This is a genomic window from Amycolatopsis sp. NPDC033938, assembly GCF_055575975.1.
Window position 1 is genome coordinate 603,176 of sequence record NZ_JBVIRO010000004.1, and the last position, 17,896, is coordinate 621,071.

The 17,896-nt window shown below is 67.3% G+C and carries 15 protein-coding genes; 4 read left to right on the forward strand and 11 right to left on the reverse strand.

All coding sequences use genetic code 11. The features are described from left to right. Positions 1–21: 21 nt before the first annotated feature. Complete coding sequence (locus ACZ5ZX_RS15605; protein WP_465502655.1) at positions 22–1,614, reverse strand: family 20 glycosylhydrolase; 1,593 nt, start codon at positions 1,612–1,614, stop codon at positions 22–24. Positions 1,615–1,722: 108 nt separating this feature from the next. Further along, positions 1,723–3,594, reverse strand: a complete 1,872-nt coding sequence (locus ACZ5ZX_RS15610) for a propionyl-CoA synthetase (protein WP_465502656.1) — start codon at positions 3,592–3,594, stop codon at positions 1,723–1,725. Between the two features lie 184 nt (positions 3,595–3,778). Here ACZ5ZX_RS15610 and ACZ5ZX_RS15615 point away from each other — a divergent pair, with 184 nt between their 5' ends. Beyond that, positions 3,779–5,548 (forward strand): protein kinase domain-containing protein, encoded by a 1,770-nt coding sequence (locus ACZ5ZX_RS15615; protein WP_465502657.1) that lies wholly within the window; start codon positions 3,779–3,781, stop codon positions 5,546–5,548. A gap of 78 nt (positions 5,549–5,626) precedes the next feature. Here the strand turns inward: ACZ5ZX_RS15615 and ACZ5ZX_RS15620 are convergent, their stop codons facing one another. From ACZ5ZX_RS15620 to ACZ5ZX_RS15630, 3 genes are all read right to left on the reverse strand, one after another. Beyond that, complete coding sequence (locus ACZ5ZX_RS15620; RefSeq protein WP_465502658.1) at positions 5,627–6,187, reverse strand: hypothetical protein; 561 nt, start codon at positions 6,185–6,187, stop codon at positions 5,627–5,629. Positions 6,188–6,263: 76 nt separating this feature from the next. Further along, on the reverse strand, positions 6,264–7,307 hold the full coding sequence (locus ACZ5ZX_RS15625) for a DUF3558 domain-containing protein (RefSeq protein ID WP_465502659.1): 1,044 nt from the start codon (positions 7,305–7,307) through the stop codon (positions 6,264–6,266). A gap of 84 nt (positions 7,308–7,391) precedes the next feature. Then, the gene (locus tag ACZ5ZX_RS15630; protein WP_465502660.1) at positions 7,392–8,963 is read right to left on the reverse strand and encodes a dolichyl-phosphate-mannose--protein mannosyltransferase; all 1,572 of its coding nucleotides are present in this window, start codon (positions 8,961–8,963) and stop codon (positions 7,392–7,394) included. A gap of 68 nt (positions 8,964–9,031) precedes the next feature. Here ACZ5ZX_RS15630 and rsmI point away from each other — a divergent pair, with 68 nt between their 5' ends. Next, positions 9,032–9,865, forward strand: a complete 834-nt coding sequence (gene rsmI, locus ACZ5ZX_RS15635; RefSeq protein ID WP_465502661.1) for a 16S rRNA (cytidine(1402)-2'-O)-methyltransferase — start codon at positions 9,032–9,034, stop codon at positions 9,863–9,865. Between the two features lie 4 nt (positions 9,866–9,869). On the opposite strand, the gene ACZ5ZX_RS15640 is transcribed toward rsmI, so the two are convergent. Then, entirely contained in the window at positions 9,870–10,400 is a 531-nt protein-coding gene (locus ACZ5ZX_RS15640; RefSeq protein WP_465502662.1) for a QsdR family transcriptional regulator, read from the reverse strand. A gap of 123 nt (positions 10,401–10,523) precedes the next feature. Here ACZ5ZX_RS15640 and ACZ5ZX_RS15645 point away from each other — a divergent pair, with 123 nt between their 5' ends. Continuing rightward, on the forward strand, positions 10,524–11,483 hold the full coding sequence (locus tag ACZ5ZX_RS15645) for a quinone oxidoreductase family protein (RefSeq protein WP_465502663.1): 960 nt from the start codon (positions 10,524–10,526) through the stop codon (positions 11,481–11,483). 1 nt (position 11,484) lies between these two features. On the opposite strand, the gene ACZ5ZX_RS15650 is transcribed toward ACZ5ZX_RS15645, so the two are convergent. The 5 genes from ACZ5ZX_RS15650 to ACZ5ZX_RS15670 form a co-directional block, all read right to left on the reverse strand. Beyond that, on the reverse strand, positions 11,485–12,762 hold the full coding sequence (locus ACZ5ZX_RS15650; protein ID WP_465502664.1) for an aminodeoxychorismate synthase component I: 1,278 nt from the start codon (positions 12,760–12,762) through the stop codon (positions 11,485–11,487). Between the two features lie 120 nt (positions 12,763–12,882). After that, on the reverse strand, positions 12,883–13,497 hold the full coding sequence (locus tag ACZ5ZX_RS15655) for a glycoside hydrolase family 25 protein (protein WP_465502739.1): 615 nt from the start codon (positions 13,495–13,497) through the stop codon (positions 12,883–12,885). Positions 13,498–13,589: 92 nt separating this feature from the next. Continuing rightward, positions 13,590–14,354, reverse strand: coding sequence for an ABC transporter permease (locus tag ACZ5ZX_RS15660; RefSeq protein WP_465502665.1), 765 nt, complete (start codon positions 14,352–14,354; stop codon positions 13,590–13,592). Then, positions 14,344–15,354 carry an ATP-binding cassette domain-containing protein gene (locus tag ACZ5ZX_RS15665; RefSeq protein WP_465502666.1) on the reverse strand — a complete coding sequence of 337 codons (1,011 nt, stop codon included), beginning with the start codon at positions 15,352–15,354 and terminating at the stop codon, positions 14,344–14,346. Before ACZ5ZX_RS15665 ends, ACZ5ZX_RS15660 begins: the two co-directional genes overlap by 11 nt. An 87-nt stretch (positions 15,355–15,441) precedes the next feature. Beyond that, a complete protein-coding gene (locus ACZ5ZX_RS15670; protein ID WP_465502667.1) occupies positions 15,442–16,035 on the reverse strand; it encodes a PadR family transcriptional regulator in 594 nt (197 codons plus the stop codon). Between the two features lie 62 nt (positions 16,036–16,097). On the opposite strand from ACZ5ZX_RS15670, the gene metG reads away from it, so the two are divergent. Further along, a complete protein-coding gene (gene metG / locus ACZ5ZX_RS15675; protein ID WP_465502668.1) occupies positions 16,098–17,891 on the forward strand; it encodes a methionine--tRNA ligase in 1,794 nt (597 codons plus the stop codon). The last annotated feature ends 5 nt before the right edge of the window (positions 17,892–17,896 follow it).

Here is a 17,896-nt window from a genome sequence, read left to right on the forward strand (position 1 = left end):
TTTCATGGCATCCGCGAGGCGCTACTTCCAGTCGACCTGAGTGGACCGGTAGAAGTCGATCCCCTGCTGAACCCACCGCGGGCTCTGCTTCGCCAGCCGGAGCCGGTACGCGTCCCAGGTCCGGGAAGCCTTCGGCGACCAGCCGATCTCGGCGTAACCCGGCAGCCTCGGGAACGCCATGAACTCGATGTCGTCACTGGTGACGAGCGTTTCCGACCACAGCGGCGCCTCGACCCCGGCGACGTTCTGCTCCGTCACGCCCTTCAGGTACGTGGCCGGATCCCAGTCGTAGCCCGTCTTGACCTCGATCAACCCGGCCCAGTCCAGGCCGAGCCGCGTCTGCGGGTTGTACTTCATGTCCAGGTACGCCTTGTTGGCCGGCGACATCAGGATCTTGTTGCCCCGCTGCACGGCCGCCGCGACATTGGCGTCCGTGTCGGTCGTGCCCCAGTACTGCGGGATGGCCGAAACCGGCGGGGTCGTCTTGGCGATGTCGTGCCAGCCGGTGATCTGCTTGCCGTACTTCGCGACGATCGGCTGAACCTTCTTGGCGAAGGTCTGGTAATCCGCCGGAGTGGTCGCGTGCGCCTCGTCGCCCCCGATGTTGAGGTACTTCCCCGGGGTGATCGCGGACAGTTCGCGAAGGACGTCGTCGACGAACTTGTAGGTGATGTCCTTGTTGATGCACAGCGAGCTGTAGCCGACCTCGGTGTCCGTGCGCGGCGGCACCGCGACGCCGTCGCAGTTCAGCTCGGCGTAGGAGTGCTGAGCCGCGTTGGTGTGCCCCGGCATGTCGATCTCGGGAACGATCGTGATGTGCCGCGAAGCCGCGTAGCGCACCAGGTCCTTGTACTGCTCCTGGGTGTAGTACCCGCCGGGAGCGCCGCCGACGGCGGTCTGCCCGCCAACGGTCGCCAGCTTCGGCCAGCTCTTGATCTCGATCCGCCAGCCCTGGTCGTCGCTCAGGTGCAGGTGAAGGGTGTTGATCTTGTACTGCGCGATCTGGTCGATGTAGAGCTTGACCTGCGCCGGGGTGAAGAAGTGCCGGGCGACGTCGAGCATCGCGCCGCGGTAACCGAAACGCGGGTAGTCGAGCACGGTGCCGCCCGAAATCACCCAGGATCGGTGCTGGACGGTCTTCGCGTCGATCGCCGACGGAAGCAGCTGGCGCAACGTCTGCACACCGAGGAAGAGGCCCTTGTCGGTGTTCGCCTTCAGCGTCACACCACCAGGGGAGACCTTGAGCTGATAGCCCTCGGTGCCGACCCTGCCGCCCGCGTGGCCGGTTTCGAGCGAGATGGCGGGACCGTCGCCGCGGTGACCGCTGACGACGGGCAGCCGGTAGCCGGTGGCCGGCCGGAGCAGCCCGGCCAGATAGCCGGCGACCTGTTCGCCGTCGCGGTCGGTGCGGATGACGGTCGCGGGGCTGAGCCGGAAGTCGGCGCGGGGGTCGGCTTTCGCTTCGACCGGCGCGGGGACGACGTCGGCGACGGTCCGTTCGGCCTTCGCGCGCTGTGCCGTCGCGGGGTCCGCGCCCGCCGTCGCGGGCAGCCCGAAGGTCACGAGACTCAGGACGGCCACGCCGAGCACGGTTCTGGACAGGCGTTTACTCATGGAGCACCTCCGGTCGGGAACTGGAGACTCTCTTCTCCTGGAGGTATAGACCAATAGGGGAAACGCGACAACACCCGATCGGACTACGACGGCGTACCGGTCACCGGTTCACTCACCGCGTAGCACCGCTTTCAGCGCGTCGAGAACGCTCGCGTCTTCGATCGTCGAAGGCACCGGTTCGTCGCGGCCGTCGGCGATGCCCCGCATGGTCTTCCGCAGGATCTTGCCGGATCGCGTCTTCGGTAGCGCGTCCACAATGGACACGTCACGGAACGCGGCGACCGGGCCGATGTCGCGTCGCACCAGCGCGACCAATTCGGACTTGAGCGTTTCGGCGTCGGCGTCGACACCCGACTTCAGCACCACGAAGCCGCGTGGCAGCTGCCCCTTGAGCTGGTCACGGACGCCGATCACCGCGCATTCGGCCACGGCGGGATGCGAAGCGAGCACGGCCTCCATCGAACCGGTCGAAAGGCGGTGACCCGCGACGTTGATGACGTCGTCGGTGCGGCCCATGACGAACAGGTAGCCGTCTTCGTCGACGTACCCGGAGTCACCTGTCAGGTAGTAGCCGTCATACCGCGAAAGATACGCCTCTCGATACCGCTGGTCGTCCTCCCAGAGCGTCGGCAGCGAACCTGGCGGCAGGGGCAGCTTGATGGCGATCGCGCCTTCTTTCCCCGCCGGGAGCGGCTCGCCCGACTGGTCCAAGATCCGCACGTCCCAGCCCGGCACCGGTTTCGTCGCGGAACCGGGTTTGAGCGGCATCGGCTCCAGCCCGCGCGGATTCGCCGCGATCGGCCAGCCGGTCTCGGTCTGCCACCAGTGGTCGATCACCGGAACGCCGAGCTTCTCGTGCGCCCAGTGGTAGGTCTCCGGATCGAGTCGTTCACCAGCCATGAACAACGTCTCGAACCCGCCGAGCTGGTATTTCTTCATTTCGCTCGCGTCCGGGTCGACCTTCTTGATCGCGCGCAACACCGTCGGCGCGGTGAACAGCGCCTTCACGCCGTGATCGGCGATGACCCGCCAGAACGCGCCCGCGTCGGGGGTTCCGACCGGTTTGCCCTCGTACATCAGCGACGTGGCCCCGATGAGCAGTGGCGCGTACACGATGTAGGAATGGCCGACCACCCAGCCGACGTCGGACGCCGTCCACCACACGTCGCCGGGATGGACGTCGTAGATCGCGCCCATCGACCAGGCCAGCGCGACCGCGTGGCCGCCGTTGTCACGCACGACGCCCTTCGGCTTCCCGGTGGTGCCCGAGGTGTACAGGATGTACAGCGGATCGGTCGCGGCGACCGGCACCGGATCGGCGGGTACCGCCTTCGCGACCAGTTCGTGCCAATCGATGTCGCGTTCGCCGAGTTCGGCGCGTGCCCGTTCCCGCTGCAGCACGACGACCTTGTCCGGCTGGTGCGCGGTTCCCGCGAGCGCCTCGTCGATGATCGGCTTGTACTCGACGATCCGCGTCGGTTCGATCCCGCACGAAGCCGCCACGATGACCTTGGGTTTCGCGTCCTCGATCCGCGCCGCCAGTTCCTTGGGCGCGAAGCCGCCGAACACCACCGAGTGCACCGCGCCGAGCCTGGCGCAGGCGAGCATCGCGATCGCGGCTTCGGGCACCATCGGCAGGTAGATGATGACGCGATCACCCTTGCCGACGCCCAGCGAGGCGAGCGCGCCGGCGAACCGGGCGACGTCGGCGAGCAATTCCGCGTAGGTGAACCGGCGAACCGAATCGGTGACCGGGGAATCCCAGATCAGCGCGGTCCGCTCGCCGTGGCCGTCCCGCACGTGCCGGTCGAGCGCGTTGAACGCCGTGTTCAGCTCCCCGTCCGGGAACCAGCGGTAAAAAGGCGCTTTCGACGCGTCGAGGGCCCGTGTCGGCGGGCGGGTCCAGTCGATCGCCCGTGCGGCTTCGAGCCAGAAACCCTCCGGGTCTTCGAGGCTCCGCTGGTACGACTCGGCGTACATCGAATGCTCCTTCGCGCTCGGGTACCGAACCCATCATGGACTTTCGGCCGCGCCGATGCCTGGTGGTAACGGCGTGGAGACGCCCGCGACAACCCGGCAACCCTGTAAGTGCGTCGAGCGTCCTAAGCTGAACTAGGGAAAAACCGGCCGGAAACGGCCTTGACTGGCGAGGGGAGCAGGGTCCATGGGACTAGCGAGCGCGCTGCTCTCGTTCGCGCACGGCCTGTTCGGACCGGGCATCTGGCCTGGGGACTGGGTGTGGGCGACGAGCACCGCGGGAGCGCTGGTCGCGCTGCTGCCCGCACTGGGGGCGATGATCGTCGCGATCATCCGCAAAGGCACCGGCAACCGCTACGACGTGGTGACCCTGTCCATCTTCGGCGGGATCGGCGTGGTCGCCGTCTTCCTGCTGCCCTGGCTGCTGGCGACCGGTGTTTCGCAGACCTATCAGGAGGCGGCCTCGACGAAGTCGGGCGGTCAATCCGGTTTCTCCGCCAGTGATCTGTCGACGTTCAACACCGACTACAGCCCGCTGATCGGCAAGCAGAGCGAGTACCTCGGCCGCGGCCAGAACGTCTACGAGGTCCTGTTCTATCCGAACGGGATGCAGCTGGGTTACGTCTTCTACCTGATCCTGCTGGTCGGGTTGCCCGCGCTGGCTCTGCTGTTCGTGATGCTGCAGGCACGTACCGCGTTCCGTCGCGGCCCGAAGTGGCCTTCGCGGTTCTTCTGGATCCCGTTCGTGCTGATGGTGCTGGCGAGTGTCGGCATGGGCGCGAACACCGCCGTTCACTTCTGGCTCGGGTTCCTCCCGTTCAGCGTGCTGGGCCTGATCCCGGTCGCGCTGGTCGGCCCGCCGGCCTGGTCGGTGATCAACCGGCCGGAGCCGCAGCCCCGGCCCCAGGTCGAGCCGTACCGCCCGGAGCCGCCCGCCCCGAAACCGCAGCAGCAGTTACCGCCCCCGCCGCCTGCCAAGCAGTACCCGGCGACGGCACTGGCGCAGGCGCCCGAACCACCGGCGCTGGCCGCGATGCCGGGGCCGGTCCCGGCACCTCCTGGATCCCGTAACTCCGGCGGCAGCCGCTACAAGCGTGTCCGGCGACTCGGCCACGGTGGCTTCGGCACCGTCTGGGAAGCGATCGACACGCAGCTCAACCGCACTGTCGCGCTGAAGATCGCGCACGCGCCGGACCGTGACACCGAGGAGCGGATGCAGCGCGAGGCCCGTGCGCTGGCCGTGGTGAACCACCCCAACTGCGTCCGCGTGTACGACCTCGTCGAAGAGCCCGACGGGCTCGCGCTGGTGATGGAATACCTCGAAGGCAGGTCGCTGGCCGAGATCGTCGACTCGCAGGGCCCGCTCGACGACATCGCGGCCGGACGGCTCTGGTCGACCATGGCGGGCGCGCTCGCCGCGGCGCACGAGAAGGGTGTGCTGCACCGCGACCTCAAGCCGTCGAACATCATCCTCGACCGCAACGGCCTCGCCCATCTCATCGACTTCGGTATCGCCCGCAGCCAGGGCGACTCGAAGATGACCGCGACCGGGATGATGATCGGTACGCCCGACTTCGTCGCCCCCGAGCAGGCGATGGGTTCCCCGGCGAGCCCGGCGTCGGACGCCTGGCAGCTCGCGGCGACCGTCAGCTACGCGCTGTCCGGCCAGCCGCCACGCGGCACGCGCGAGACCCCGATGGCCGCGCTGATGGCCGCCGCTCGCGCCGAGCCGGTGTCGAAGCTGCCGAACCGCAGCGCGCACGCCCGGATCCTCATCGCGTCGCTGGACCAGGAGCCGCGCCGCCGCCCGACGCTCGCCGCCGTGCGGCGCGAAGTCGAAGGCTGGCTGGCCAGGGCAGGCAAGTCGCCGGACGGCCCGGTGACGCAGATCGTTCCCCGCCGCCCGCAACAGCCCCAGCCCCAGCGGCAGCCGCAGCCCCAGCGCCACCCGCGCTGACCTGCGAAAAGAGAGCAAGGGACCTTTGCTGTCGTCAGTTAGTGCACTAACGAACGACAGCAAAGGTCCCTTGCTCTCTCACTTGATGATGACCCAGGTCCCCCCGCGCCAGCCCATGGTGAAGATCTTGGGGTCACCGTCCATGATCGTCGCCTTCGGTGCGATCGCCTCGGGCGGGACGAGCACCTGGTCGGGCCCCTGGCTCTTCACCTTCGACCGGTCGACCCGGGTGACTTTCAGGTTCTTCAGATCCTCAGGCGTGAACATCTCGAACTGAATCGGCGTGAGGCTGCGGCATTCCTTCATCCCGCCGTCGAACGCCGGCGCGGTGATGCGGCAAACGGTGTCGAGGTCCTTGTCGCCCAACGCGTGGTGATACTCCTCCATCACGGTCGCGGCCCCTTCCGGGGTGTGCGCCACCGCGCCGCCGGTGGCGGGTTTGCTCGGCGCGGAGACGGTGGCCGCGCTCGCCGAAGGCCTCGAAGCGCTGGGCCGCGTCGCGCTGGTGGCCGGTGCTTCCGAGGTGCTCGGAATGGTCGAAGCCTGCGGTGCCGCGGTGCCCGGTGTCTGCTCTTCACAGCCCGCGATCAAGAACAGCGCCGCGGCCGCGCAGGTCACTCCGAGCGGTCGGATCGTCATGGTGCCCCCTGTCGAACTGCTACTGACCAGGGGAGAGTAACAACTATCGTCCAAGTGTCACACCCGAACCGGGAAATCAGCCGTCACCGTTGATCAGGGCGAGCATCGACACCGACAAGATGAGCTGGGCGGAGACGCAGGTCCGGCTCATCGCTTCCTTCTTCTTGCCGATGAAGTCGACCTGCACCACCTGACCGTTGGTGAGCTGAACGCTCACGGCACAGGTCTCCTCGGTCTGCTCGTACCTGGCCTTCAACGTGCCGAACTTCCCGTTCCGCACGTCCGCGCCCGGTTTCGGCGGCACGGCTTCGAGGCCGCCGGTGCCGGTGGTGTACATCCCCACGGCCTTCGCGTAGGCGACTTCGTGAGTGCAAGTCGGCCCAAGCGGGCTCTCGCCCTTCTGCGCGCCTTCGCGGCCGGCGTTGATCCCGGCATAGTTCGTATGAGTGAACTTGACGACCTCGCAGATGTCGGCGTCCTTCAGCGCCTCCGCCGACGGCTCCTGAACGGTGCTCGGCGCCGGTTTGCCGCCCGCGAGCGGAACGAACTTCTTCAAGACCACTTCGGCGACCTTCTTCGCCAGTTCACAGTGTTCGGCGCGGACCCCCGCTTCGTCGCTGTTGACGTCATAGGCGTCGACGGCGATCGAGGCGTAGGCGCGGACGTCCATGTTGACCGAGCAGAAGGTCGCCGGTTCCGGGTCGAAGGCATAGGTCCGGCCCTTGATCCCGGCGATCTCCACCGGTTCCATCACCGGGGCGTCCTGCGTGATCCAGCTGTACGGGCTGTAGGCGTGCACCTGCGCGCCCTTGTTGTCCGGGAACACGAACTGGCAGCCGCTGAGCACGCCCTTGGTGCTGATCAGGCCGAGCGGCTGCAGGTCGGGTTTGATCGAATCCAGCCAATCGCACCCTTCCTCACCCTGTTTGGAAGGCAGGGCGAGCGGCTGATCGAGCACCTGATCGCTGAAGCCCGATCCGTCGGCGGGCGGCTGGTACTTCGGATACTTCGATTCGCTCGCACCCGGTGCCGAACCTTCGCGGAAGGCCTTGCCGTCGACGGCGCTGGAGCATCCGGTGAGCAGAAGGGCGATGGCCACGAAATACGGCCAACGAGACATGATGACCCCCAGTAGTCCTCAATTCGGACGGGAGTCTAAGTCGCTTTCAGCGGGTTCGCTGGGTCTTGGGTCAACCGATGGTGGTCATTTCCAGGACGGAAGCCACAGCTCGGCGTTCCAGTGCTCGTTCGTGATCGCGTTGCCGTTGAGGATCGGCCAGAGCCAGGCGAAGTTGGCCACGACGAGACCCACGTAGAGCGCGACGACGAGCAGGCCGGTGCCCCGCCGTTCGAACCCGCGGTTCGCGCTGCCGAGGATCTGGCCGAGGATCAACGTCAACCCGAGCACCAGGAACGGCGCCAGCGGAGTCGCGTAGAAGTAGTACATCTGGCGGTCGAGGTTGGTGAACCAGGGCAGGAACCCGGCGAAGTAGCCGACGAGCACGGCGGCGTAGCGCCAATCCGCGCGGAAGACCGAACGCCACAGGCTCCAGCCCAGCATCGGCAGCGCGAGCCACCACATCGCCGGCGTCCCGATCAGCATCGTCGCCCGCACGCAGGTCGACTCGCCACAGCCGGTCGCCTCGGTGCCGCCCTCGTACGCGTAGAGCATCGGCCGCAGGCCCATCGGCCAGGTCCACGGCTTCGATTCCCACGGATGCGGTTTGTCCTTGGGCGTGACCAGGTTCGCGTGGAAGTCGAGGACGTTCATCGAGTAGTCGCCGAGCGACCGCAGGGCAGGCGGCATCCAGGCCCAGAAGCCGGGGTCGATGTCCTTGATCGCCACGTAGTTGCGGTCGGTCGCGGTCTCGCTCGCGAACCAGGCCCAGTAGCAGGCGAGGTACACCAGGATCGGGATGACGACGATCGCCCACAGCGCGGGCAGCACGTCGCGGCGCAGCGTGCCGACCCAAGGCCGCTGCACCCCCGCGGCGCGGCGCGCGGCGACGTCGAAGAAAACGGTGAGCAGCCCGAACGCGGCGATGTAGTACAGCGCCGACCACTTCACGCCGAAGGTCAGCCCGATCATCAGGCCGCCGGCGAACCGCCACCACCGGAAACCCAGCTTCGGGCCGAACCGTGATTCATCGATCCAGCCTTCGCGGACGGCCACGGCCAGCCGCTGCCGCACCTGGTCGCGGTCGCAGAGCACGCAGGCGAACGCGGCGAGCACGAACAGGGCGATGAAGATGTCGAGCATGCCCATCCGCGACTGCAGGTGCAGCACGCCGTCACTGATGATCAGGATCCCGGCGACCGCGCCGAGCAACGTCGAACGGGTGAGCCGCCGGGCGACCCGGATGGTGAGGAAGACGATCAGCGTGCCCGCCAGCGCGGGCATGATCCGCCAGCCCCAGGCGTTGTAGCCGAACAGCCACTCGCCGATCGCGATGAGGTGCTTGGCCAACGGCGGGTGCACGATGAGTTCGTAGCCGTAGTTGTCTTCGTAACCGCCGTTGCGCAGCATCTGCCACGCCTGCGGGACGTAGTGCTTCTCGTCGAAGACGGGGGTGCCCTTGTCCGTGGGCGTTCCCAGGTTCTGGATCCGGACGATGCCGCCGATGAGCGTCAGCACCAGCGTGACGAGCCAGCCGCGGAGGCGATCGGTCGGCATACCGCGGCCGAGGAGGGTGGCCTCCCGGTCGCTCGGTGGCCGGAGCGCGTCGACCGGATCAGGCCGCATGCTCTCGTCGTCACGGGTCAGCAGCGCGGTCACGGGGCATGATCCTACGGGCGGAAGAGTGAACTCGGTGTCCGGATCCGTGAACCGGTTAACCTTCGGGAATGACCGAAGGACGCCTCGTGCTGGCAGCCACCCCGCTCGGAGACGTCCGCGACGCTTCGCCACGCCTTTCCGAGGCCCTCGCGACGGCCGACGTGATCGCCGCGGAGGACACCCGGCGTCTGCGCACCCTCACCGCCGCTCTCGACGTTTCGCCGGTCGGACGCGTGGTCAGCTTCTACGAGGACGTCGAGACCGCCCGCCTGCCGAAACTGCTCGAATCGCTCCGGTCGGGCGAAACGGTGGTGCTGGTGACCGACGCCGGGATGCCGAGCGTCTCGGATCCCGGGTTCCGCCTGGTCGCCGCTTGTGTCGAGGCGGAAGTGCCGGTGACCTGTCTTCCCGGCCCGTCCGCGGTGACCACGGCGCTCGCGCTGTCCGGCCTGCCGTGCGACCGCTTCTGTTTCGAAGGATTCGCCCCGCGTAAACCCGGCGAACGCGCCAAATGGCTCGGTTCGCTGAAGGACGAGCCTCGCACGGCCGTGTTCTTCGAGTCTCCGCATCGACTGGCGAGCACGCTCTCCGACGCCGCCGGGGTCCTGGGCCCCGAGCGCCGCGCCGCTGTCTGCCGTGAACTGACCAAAACCTATGAAGAGGTCAAACGAGGCACCTTGCCGGAACTGGCCGCGTGGGCCGCCGACGGGGTCAAGGGCGAGATCACCGTCGTTCTCGCGGGTGCGCCGCCGCGTTCGGTGAGCGTCGCGGATCTGGTTTCGGAAGTCTCGTCGCGGGTCGCGGCGGGCGAGCGTCTCAAATCGGCCGCCGCCGAGGTCGCCGAAGCCACGGGAGTGTCGAAGAAGGAGCTTTACGACGCTGTCCTCGCGTCGCGGAAGTAAGGGGTCAGGTCAGCAAGGCCGCCGCGGCCGCATACGCCTTCGTGGCATCGGGCTCGGCGCCGGTGATGACGTCGGTGTAGATGAAGGACTCACTGATCCGCACGAGCAGGTAGGCGAGGTCCTCCACCGGCAGCGGCGGGGTGAGCCGCCCGGCCGCGACCTCTTCGTCGAGGAACTCGAGCATTTTCGCGATCGCCCGGCTCTGCACCACGCTGGCCTTCGTCGTCAGGATCCGCAGCGCCCGCTCGGGCTCGTTGCGCAGGAACTCCCGGAACGGCTTCGAGTCGTTCACGGTGCGGACGAACGTGCCGATGAGCTCCGCGATCCCCTCGGCACCGCGTCCGAGCTTGCCCGAAGCCCGCGCTTCGAAGACCTCCACGGTCATCGACCACAGGATCTCACCGAGCAGCTGATCCCGGCCGCCGACCCAGCGATGCAGGGTGGCCCGGCTGATGCCCAGCTCGCCCGCGAGGTCACCCATGTCGACGCGGCGGCCCTCCAGGAACCAGGCGCGCGCGATCGTGAACGCGCGCACGGCGTCCGGGCGCGGCGAAGTCAGCTGGCGTTCGAGTGTGGTTCCGATCAGTGAAACATATCACGCGACGTCTCAGGCATGAGACATATGCAAGAATGTCTCATCTCGACGAGGAGGATACGGATGCGTGCAGTACAGGTGACCGAATTCGGCGGACCCGAGGTGCTCAACCTCGTCGACCTGCCCGATCCCGTTCCCGGCCCAGGTCAGCTGGTCATCGAGGTCGACCGGATCGGCGTCAACTACGCCGATACGCACCAAGCCGAGAACTCCTATCTCGCGCCGAGCAAGCTCCCGCTCGTGCCCGGCGGCGAGGTCGTCGGCCGCACCGCCGACGGCAAGCGTGTCGTCGCGCTGCTCAACGGCGGTGGCGGCTACGCCGAGCGCGCGGTGGCGGACGAGGCCACCACCTTCGGCGTACCCGACGGCGTCGACGACCTGACCGCGCTGTCCTTCATCGTCCAGGGCACCACCGCCGCGATCCTGCTGCGCAAGAACACCCACCTCGAGCCCGGCGAATCCGTCGTCGTGCACGCGGCGGCGGGCGGCGTCGGCTCCATCGCCGTCCAGCTCGCGAAGGCGTGGGGAGCGAGCCGCGTCATCGCGACCGCGAGCAGTGACGAGAAGCGCGCCCTCGCGCTCGACCTCGGCGCTGATGTCGCCATCGACTCGCGCGCCGAAAACATGACCGATGCGCTTCGCGAGGCGAACGGCGGCAAACGCGTCGACGTCGTTCTCGACATGACCGGTGGCACTGTCACCGACCAGAGCATCGCGGCGCTCGCACCGTTCGGCCGCCTCGCGTTCTACGGAATGGCCAGCCGTCAGCAGCCGAAGCCGATCGAGGCCCGCAAACTCCTCGGGCACAGCACCACCGTGTCCGGGATGTGGCTTCCGCACGTCTTCAAACTTCCCGGAAACGTTTTCGGCAGCGCGCTCGACGACCTCTTCTCGCTGGCGCTCGCCGGTCAGATCCGCGCTGTCGCCGGCGGCGAGTACGCGCTGTCGGACGCGCGTGCCGCCCATGAGGCCCTGCGCTCGCGCGGCACCTCCGGCAAGCTCCTGCTGGACCCGAGCAAATAGGTCAGCCGAGCAACCGCTCCAGCGGAGCGGACTTGTGCAGGCATTCCTGCCATTCCGCTTCGCTGTCGGAGTCGGCGGTGATCCCGCCGCCGACTCCCAGCGCGATCGTGCCGTCGTGGATTTCGAAGGTTCTGATCGCGACGTTCAGCTCCAGGCCGGCGATCGGTGAAGCGAGCCCGATCGCGCCCGTGTAGACACCGCGCGCCGCGGGTTCCAGTTCGGCGATCAGATCCAGCGCCCGGATCTTCGGCGCGCCGGTCACCGAACCCGGCGGGAACGTGGCCGCGAGCAGATCCGCGTCGTCGACCCCGTCGGCGAGCAATCCCTCCACAGTGGACTCGAGATGCCAGACCCCCGGAGCGGGGCGGACCTTCAGCAGTTCCGGGACGCGGACGCTGCCGGTGGCGCACACGCGGCCGAGGTCGTTGCGGACGAGGTCGGTGATCATCACGTTCTCGGCGACGTCCTTGGTGGATTCCCGCAGCAGCCGGGCGAAGTGCTCGTCTGCCGCGTCCCGCCGCGGGAGGGTCCCCTTGATCGGCGTCGACCGGACGCGCTGCCCATGCCTGGCAAGGAAAAGCTCAGGGGAGAACGAGACGATCGAGCCCCAGCCGCCGACGAGGAACGCCGACCGCCGGGCTCGCAAACGGCGCACGCCTTCGGCGAACAACGCGATCGGATCGCCCGTGAATTCTCCGGTGAAACGAGCGCAGATGTTCGCCTGGAACAGCTCGCCCGCCTCGATCGCGTGCACACACGCCTTGACCGCGTCGTAGTGCTCCGAGGGAAGCGGACGCGACAGGGGACCGGACTTCCAGGTCGTCTCTTCGAACTGTCCTGCCAGCGACGATTCCATCGCGGATACCTCGTGGGCCGGGTCCGGTTCGCCGTCGGGAAGCAGCGCTTCGAACCACCACGAACCGTGCTCGTCCAGGCGCAGCACCCGGTCGACCCAGCCCCAGGCGGACGGCGGAAGGCTGCCTGAACGCCCGGAAGGATCAGTCAGGTCGTAACCCAGGTAACCGAACCAGCCACCGCCGACAGCGCCGGGCACCGCGTCACTGATCTGGGGCAGCCGGGTGGGAATCTCGAACGCCTCGGCCACATCCCGGACAGGAGACAGGGAAACGCTCGGCGCGATGACCGCGCGTGAAGAGAACCAGTCTCCGCAAAGCGCCGCCGGCGGCGCGATTCCGAACGCCTTGGCCCGTACGCCGAGAGCCGCCAGCGCCCGTTCGGGCGTGACGTCCGTCCGCAGCTTCCGGCACATCAACCGCACGCGACATTGTCGCTGTCCGAGCGGGCGAAAAGGCAACCCGCGTCCGTCGGAAAGTGACGTCCGCGACCACGAGTGCCGCCACCGGTCACTGTTCGCGCACCCACGGTCACCGGCGGATCGCTACAGGAGGATGTCCCCGAGCGTGAAGGGATAGACGACCGCGTCTTGGGCGATCGGCCCGGTCACCCCGGGCAAACCGGTGCCGAAGCCGTGCTGATGCAGGCCCAGCCGGGAGTGGAACCATCCCGGCCGCCCCGGGATCTCGTTGTGCCTGACCAGCCACAACACCACTTCGCTGTCCGCCCACTTGTCCGGATGCAGACGGTTCGTCCAGCAGTCGAGCCCGGCGTACACGAGGACTCGTTCGACGCGTGCCGCATGCCTGACGTGTTTGATCCACGCCTTGATGAAGCGGTCGTCGACGCTGGGTGCCTCGACTTCGAGCGCCGGCGCGAGCGAACCGGGTGCGAAGGCGCCGAGCGCGCTCGCCGTCCGCACGAAATGGTCGGCCTGATCGTGGACGGCACCGGGACGCGCGTAGTGCCGTGCGCCGGTGTGGATACCGGCGTGCTGCGCACCGGCCAGATTGCGTTCGGCGGCGACGTCCCGCCAGTTGGTGTTCTCGCTGACGGTGACCGAGGCGAACCGGATGTCGGCGCCACGCACCGCCGCCCAGTCCGTCACCGTCTCACGGTGGGACAGGGTGACGCCGTGCTCACCTTCCGGATCGATCAAAGTCACCTGCCTCGAATTTCGCCCCAGTACGCCGGAAAGGTCACCTTACGTCCGAGGAGCGGACATAAGGTGACCTTTCGCTACAGCGTGTCTCAGGCGTTTTCGCGTTGGAACGTTCGTGAGCCCCACCAGATGGCCAGCACCGCCATCACCAGCACCACGACACCGCCGGTGAACAGCGCGTCCATCGAGAAGTCACCGCGGAAACTGTTCCGCTCGACATCCACCACATGCCGGAACGGATTGATGCGGGAAATCGTGTACAGCCAATCCGGCGCCGATCCCGCGGTGATCGGGATCAGGATTCCGGAAAGCAGCAGCAACGGCATGAGAACCGCGTTGAGCAAGGCAGGGAAAGCGTCCTCGCTCTTGAGGGTCAGCGCCAGCGCGTAGGAGCACGACGCCAGCGTGACCGACAGGAGGAAGACGATCACCAGGCTGAGCACGACGCCGCCGAACGGCGCGTTCAGGTCGAAGACCAGATACGCCAGCGCGATGATGAGCAAAGCCTGGACGACGGTCTGCAGCGCGTTGGCGAGCACTTTGCCCAGCAACAGCGCCACCCGGCTCACCGGGGTGACCCGCATCCGCTCGACCACGCCCGAGCGGTATTCCGCGAGGAGGCCGAACCCGACGAAAGAACTGCCGAACAGTGCGAGCTGCGCGATGATCGCCGGGGTGAAGATCATCCAGCCGTCCACATCGGACAATCCTTGCGCGTTGAGCGCCTTCACCAGAAGCGGCCCGAAGAAGAACAAATAGAGCAGGGGCTGCATGATCCCGATCACGAGCCACGTCGGGTTACGCAACGCCGCGAGCATGTCCCGGCGGAAGATCAACCAAGTGTCATGCAACATTCGTGGCCTCCTCTGCCGGAGCGTCCTCGACCGGCGCGCCTTCCTCGGCGTCACGCAGGCTCCGGCCCGTGAGGGTCAGGAAGACGTCGTCGAGCGTCGGCCGGTGTACCTGCATGGACGTCATCGTGATGGCACGCGCGTCCAACGCACGCAGCAACTCGGGCATCGCGGTGTCCCCGCGTGGCACCCGGAACCGCACCGTGCCGTCGGTGACGGTCATTTCGTGGGCTCCTTCGAGCCTGCCCGCGATCTCCGCGGTCTCCGCCGCCGATTCCGGTGAAACCCCGATGACGACACTGTCGCCGGAGACCCTGGCCTTCAGCGAATCCGGCGAGCCTTCGGCGACGATCCTCCCGTCGTCGATCACGATCAGCCGGTCGGAGAGCGCGTCGGCCTCATCGAGGTAGTGGGTGGTCAGGAAGACCGTGACGCCCTGCTCGTCGCGCAGCCTGCGGATGTGGTCCCACAGGTTCGCGCGGCTCTGCGGGTCTAGGCCAGTCGACGGCTCGTCGAGGAAGACGAGACCGGGCGAGTGGATCAGTCCGAGCGCGATGTCGAGGCGACGCCGCTGCCCGCCCGACAGGGTCGCGGTCGTCCGCTGGTCGAGCCCGGCCAGGTCAAGCTGTTCGGCGAGGACGGCCCCGCGCGCGAGCGCGTCCGCCTTGCTCATCCGGTACAGCCTGCCCTGGAACTCGATCTCCTCGACGACCTTGCTCGCCGGCGCGGTGCCGCCGCCCTGCGCGACGTAACCGATTCGGCGGCGCACCCCCAGCGGGTCGGTGAGCAGGTCGCAACCGCCGACGGTCGCTTCGCCCGCCGTGGGCTTGAGCAGCGTGGTCAGCATGCGCAGGGTCGTGGTCTTGCCCGCGCCGTTCGGTCCGAGGAAGCCGACCAGCTCTCCGGCCGACACGTCGAGATCGACGCCCTTGACGGCGTGGACCTCGCCCCCATTGCGGCCCTTACGGCGGAACCGCCGCTCAAGGCCGCGTGCCTTGATCATGAGTACTCCTTTCCGGATCCAACTAGTCAAACTTGACTAGTTGGCAGACGCACTGTGCCCCATCAGTCGCTTCGTAGTCAAACTTGATTACTTGGGTGCTGTGCCGAACACGGCTTCGTCGTCGCCTTCGCCCAGCATCACGTACTCGCCCGCCTCAAGACGGCCGATCAGGTCTTTCATCCACGTCACGTTCGCCTCGGCATGGACGCTCCAGAGGCGGTACAGCTCGCTGACGTGGGGCGGTTTCCCCAGGTCGGTCGCGTGCTCACGGGCGTAATGGGTCGACTTGGCGTGCGCTTCCATATTCGCCAGCTGATGTTTCAACAGGGCCAGCACCTGCGCTCGCGGCAGACTCGGCATGAATACGACCGCCGCCGACAGCGAGTACCCCGTCGCGTCATCGCTCGACAACGCCCTGCCGAGTTGGACGAGAAACTCGGTCTCGCCGTCATCGGTCAGCCGGTACGCGGTCCGGTCGGGACCGCCACCCGCTTCGATGTCCTCGACCTGTTCCAGGAGGCCTTCGGCGGTCATCTTCTTCAGCGCGTGATAAATCGAACCCGGCTGGACATTGCCCCACTTGTCGGCCGCCCACGAGAGAAGCTCGCGCCGGACCTGGTAGCCGTGTGCCTTCCCGTACATGCGCACGACACCCAGCACCAGCAGACGCGTGGCGGACACCGAGGCCTCCGATCCTCTCCCGGACAACAATGCCTTGGACGACGTCCGTAGGCTAAACAAGCATGAGCACCCCAGTGTTGACTGCGGTGGCCTGGCCCTACGCCAACGGCCCCCGCCACATCGGCCACGTGTCCGGATTCGGCGTCCCGTCCGACGTCTTCTCCCGTTACCAGCGAATGGCCGGCAACCGGGTGCTCATGGTGTCCGGTACCGACGAACACGGCACCCCGATCACCGTCCAGGCAGACAAGGAAGGCCTGACCTCCCAGCAGACGGCGGACAAGTACACCCGTCAGATCGGCCAGGACCTGCAGGGGCTCGGCCTCACCTACGACCTGTTCACCCGCACCACCACCGGTAACCACGCCGAGGTCACGCAGCAGATCTTCCTCGCGCTGCACCGCAACGGCTACGTGGTCCCCAAGACCGCCCGCGGCGCGATCAGCCCCTCGACCGGCCGCACTCTGCCCGACCGGTACATCGAGGGCACGTGCCCGATCTGCGGTTACGACGGCGCGCGCGGTGACCAGTGCGACAACTGCGGCAATCAGCTCGACGCCGCCGAGCTGATCAACCCGAAGTCCCGCATCAACGGTGAAACGCCGAAGTTCGTCGAGACCGAGCACTACTTCCTCGACCTGACTGCGTTCGTCGACACCTTGGGCAAGTGGCTGTCCAGCAAGACCGATTGGCGCCCGAACGTCCTCAACTTCACCAAGAACCTGATCGACGACATGCGGCCGCGGCCGATCACCCGCGATCTCGACTGGGGCGTGAAGATCCCGCTGGAAGGCTGGCGCGACCAGCCGCTCAAGCGGTTCTACGTCTGGTTCGACGCGGTCATCGGCTACTTCTCGGCGAGCGTCGAGTGGGCGCGCCGATCCGGCAACCCAGATGCCTGGCAGGAGTGGTGGAGCAACCCGGAGGCCCGCTCCTACTACTTCATGGGCAAGGACAACATCACCTTCCACGCCCAGATCTGGCCGGCGCTGCTGTTCGGTCACAACGGCGAGGGCGACCGAGGCGGAGAGCCCGGTAAGTACGGCAAGCTGCACCTGCCGGACGAGATCGTGTCCAGCGAGTTCCTCACCATGAGCGGCTCGAAGTTCTCGACCTCGCGCGGCACGGTCATCTACGTCCACGACTTCCTGCGCGACTTCGGTCCGGACACCCTGCGCTACTTCATCTCGGTCGCGGGCCCCGAGACACAGGACACCGACTTCACCTGGGACGAATTCGTCCGCCGGACCAACTTCGAGCTGGCCAACGAATGGGGCAACCTCGTCAACCGGTCCATCTCGATGGCGCACAAGAACGTCGGCGCCATTCCGCGTCCGGACGCGCCGATGGCCGCGGACGAGGAACTCAAGGCGCTCTCCCGCAAGGCGTTCGACACCGCCGGTGCCCACCTCCAGCGGTCCAGGTTCAAAGCGGCGGCTAGTGAGGCCATGCGTGTCGTCACCGCCGCGAACCGTTACCTCTCGGACCAGGAGCCCTGGAAGCTCAAGGACGACCCGGCTCGCCGCGACAGCGTCCTGCACACCGCTCTGCAGGTCGTTTCGGACGCCAACACGCTGCTGACCCCGTTCCTGCCCCACTCGGCTCAGAAGGTGCACGAAGCACTCGGTGGTTCCGGTGTCTGGGCGGCTCAGCCCGAACTGCAGGACGTCGAGGACCTCGACATCCCCGGCCGGATCAACCCCATCCTGACCGGGGACTACAAGGCCGAGCAGGCGCGCTGGAAGTCCGTGCCGATCGAGGTCGGCAAGCCGCTCGAAAAGCCGACCCCGTTGTTCGCCAAGCTGGACCCGGAGCTGGGCGAGACCGGTCCCGAATGGGCTCCGATCTCGAAGTGATCAGC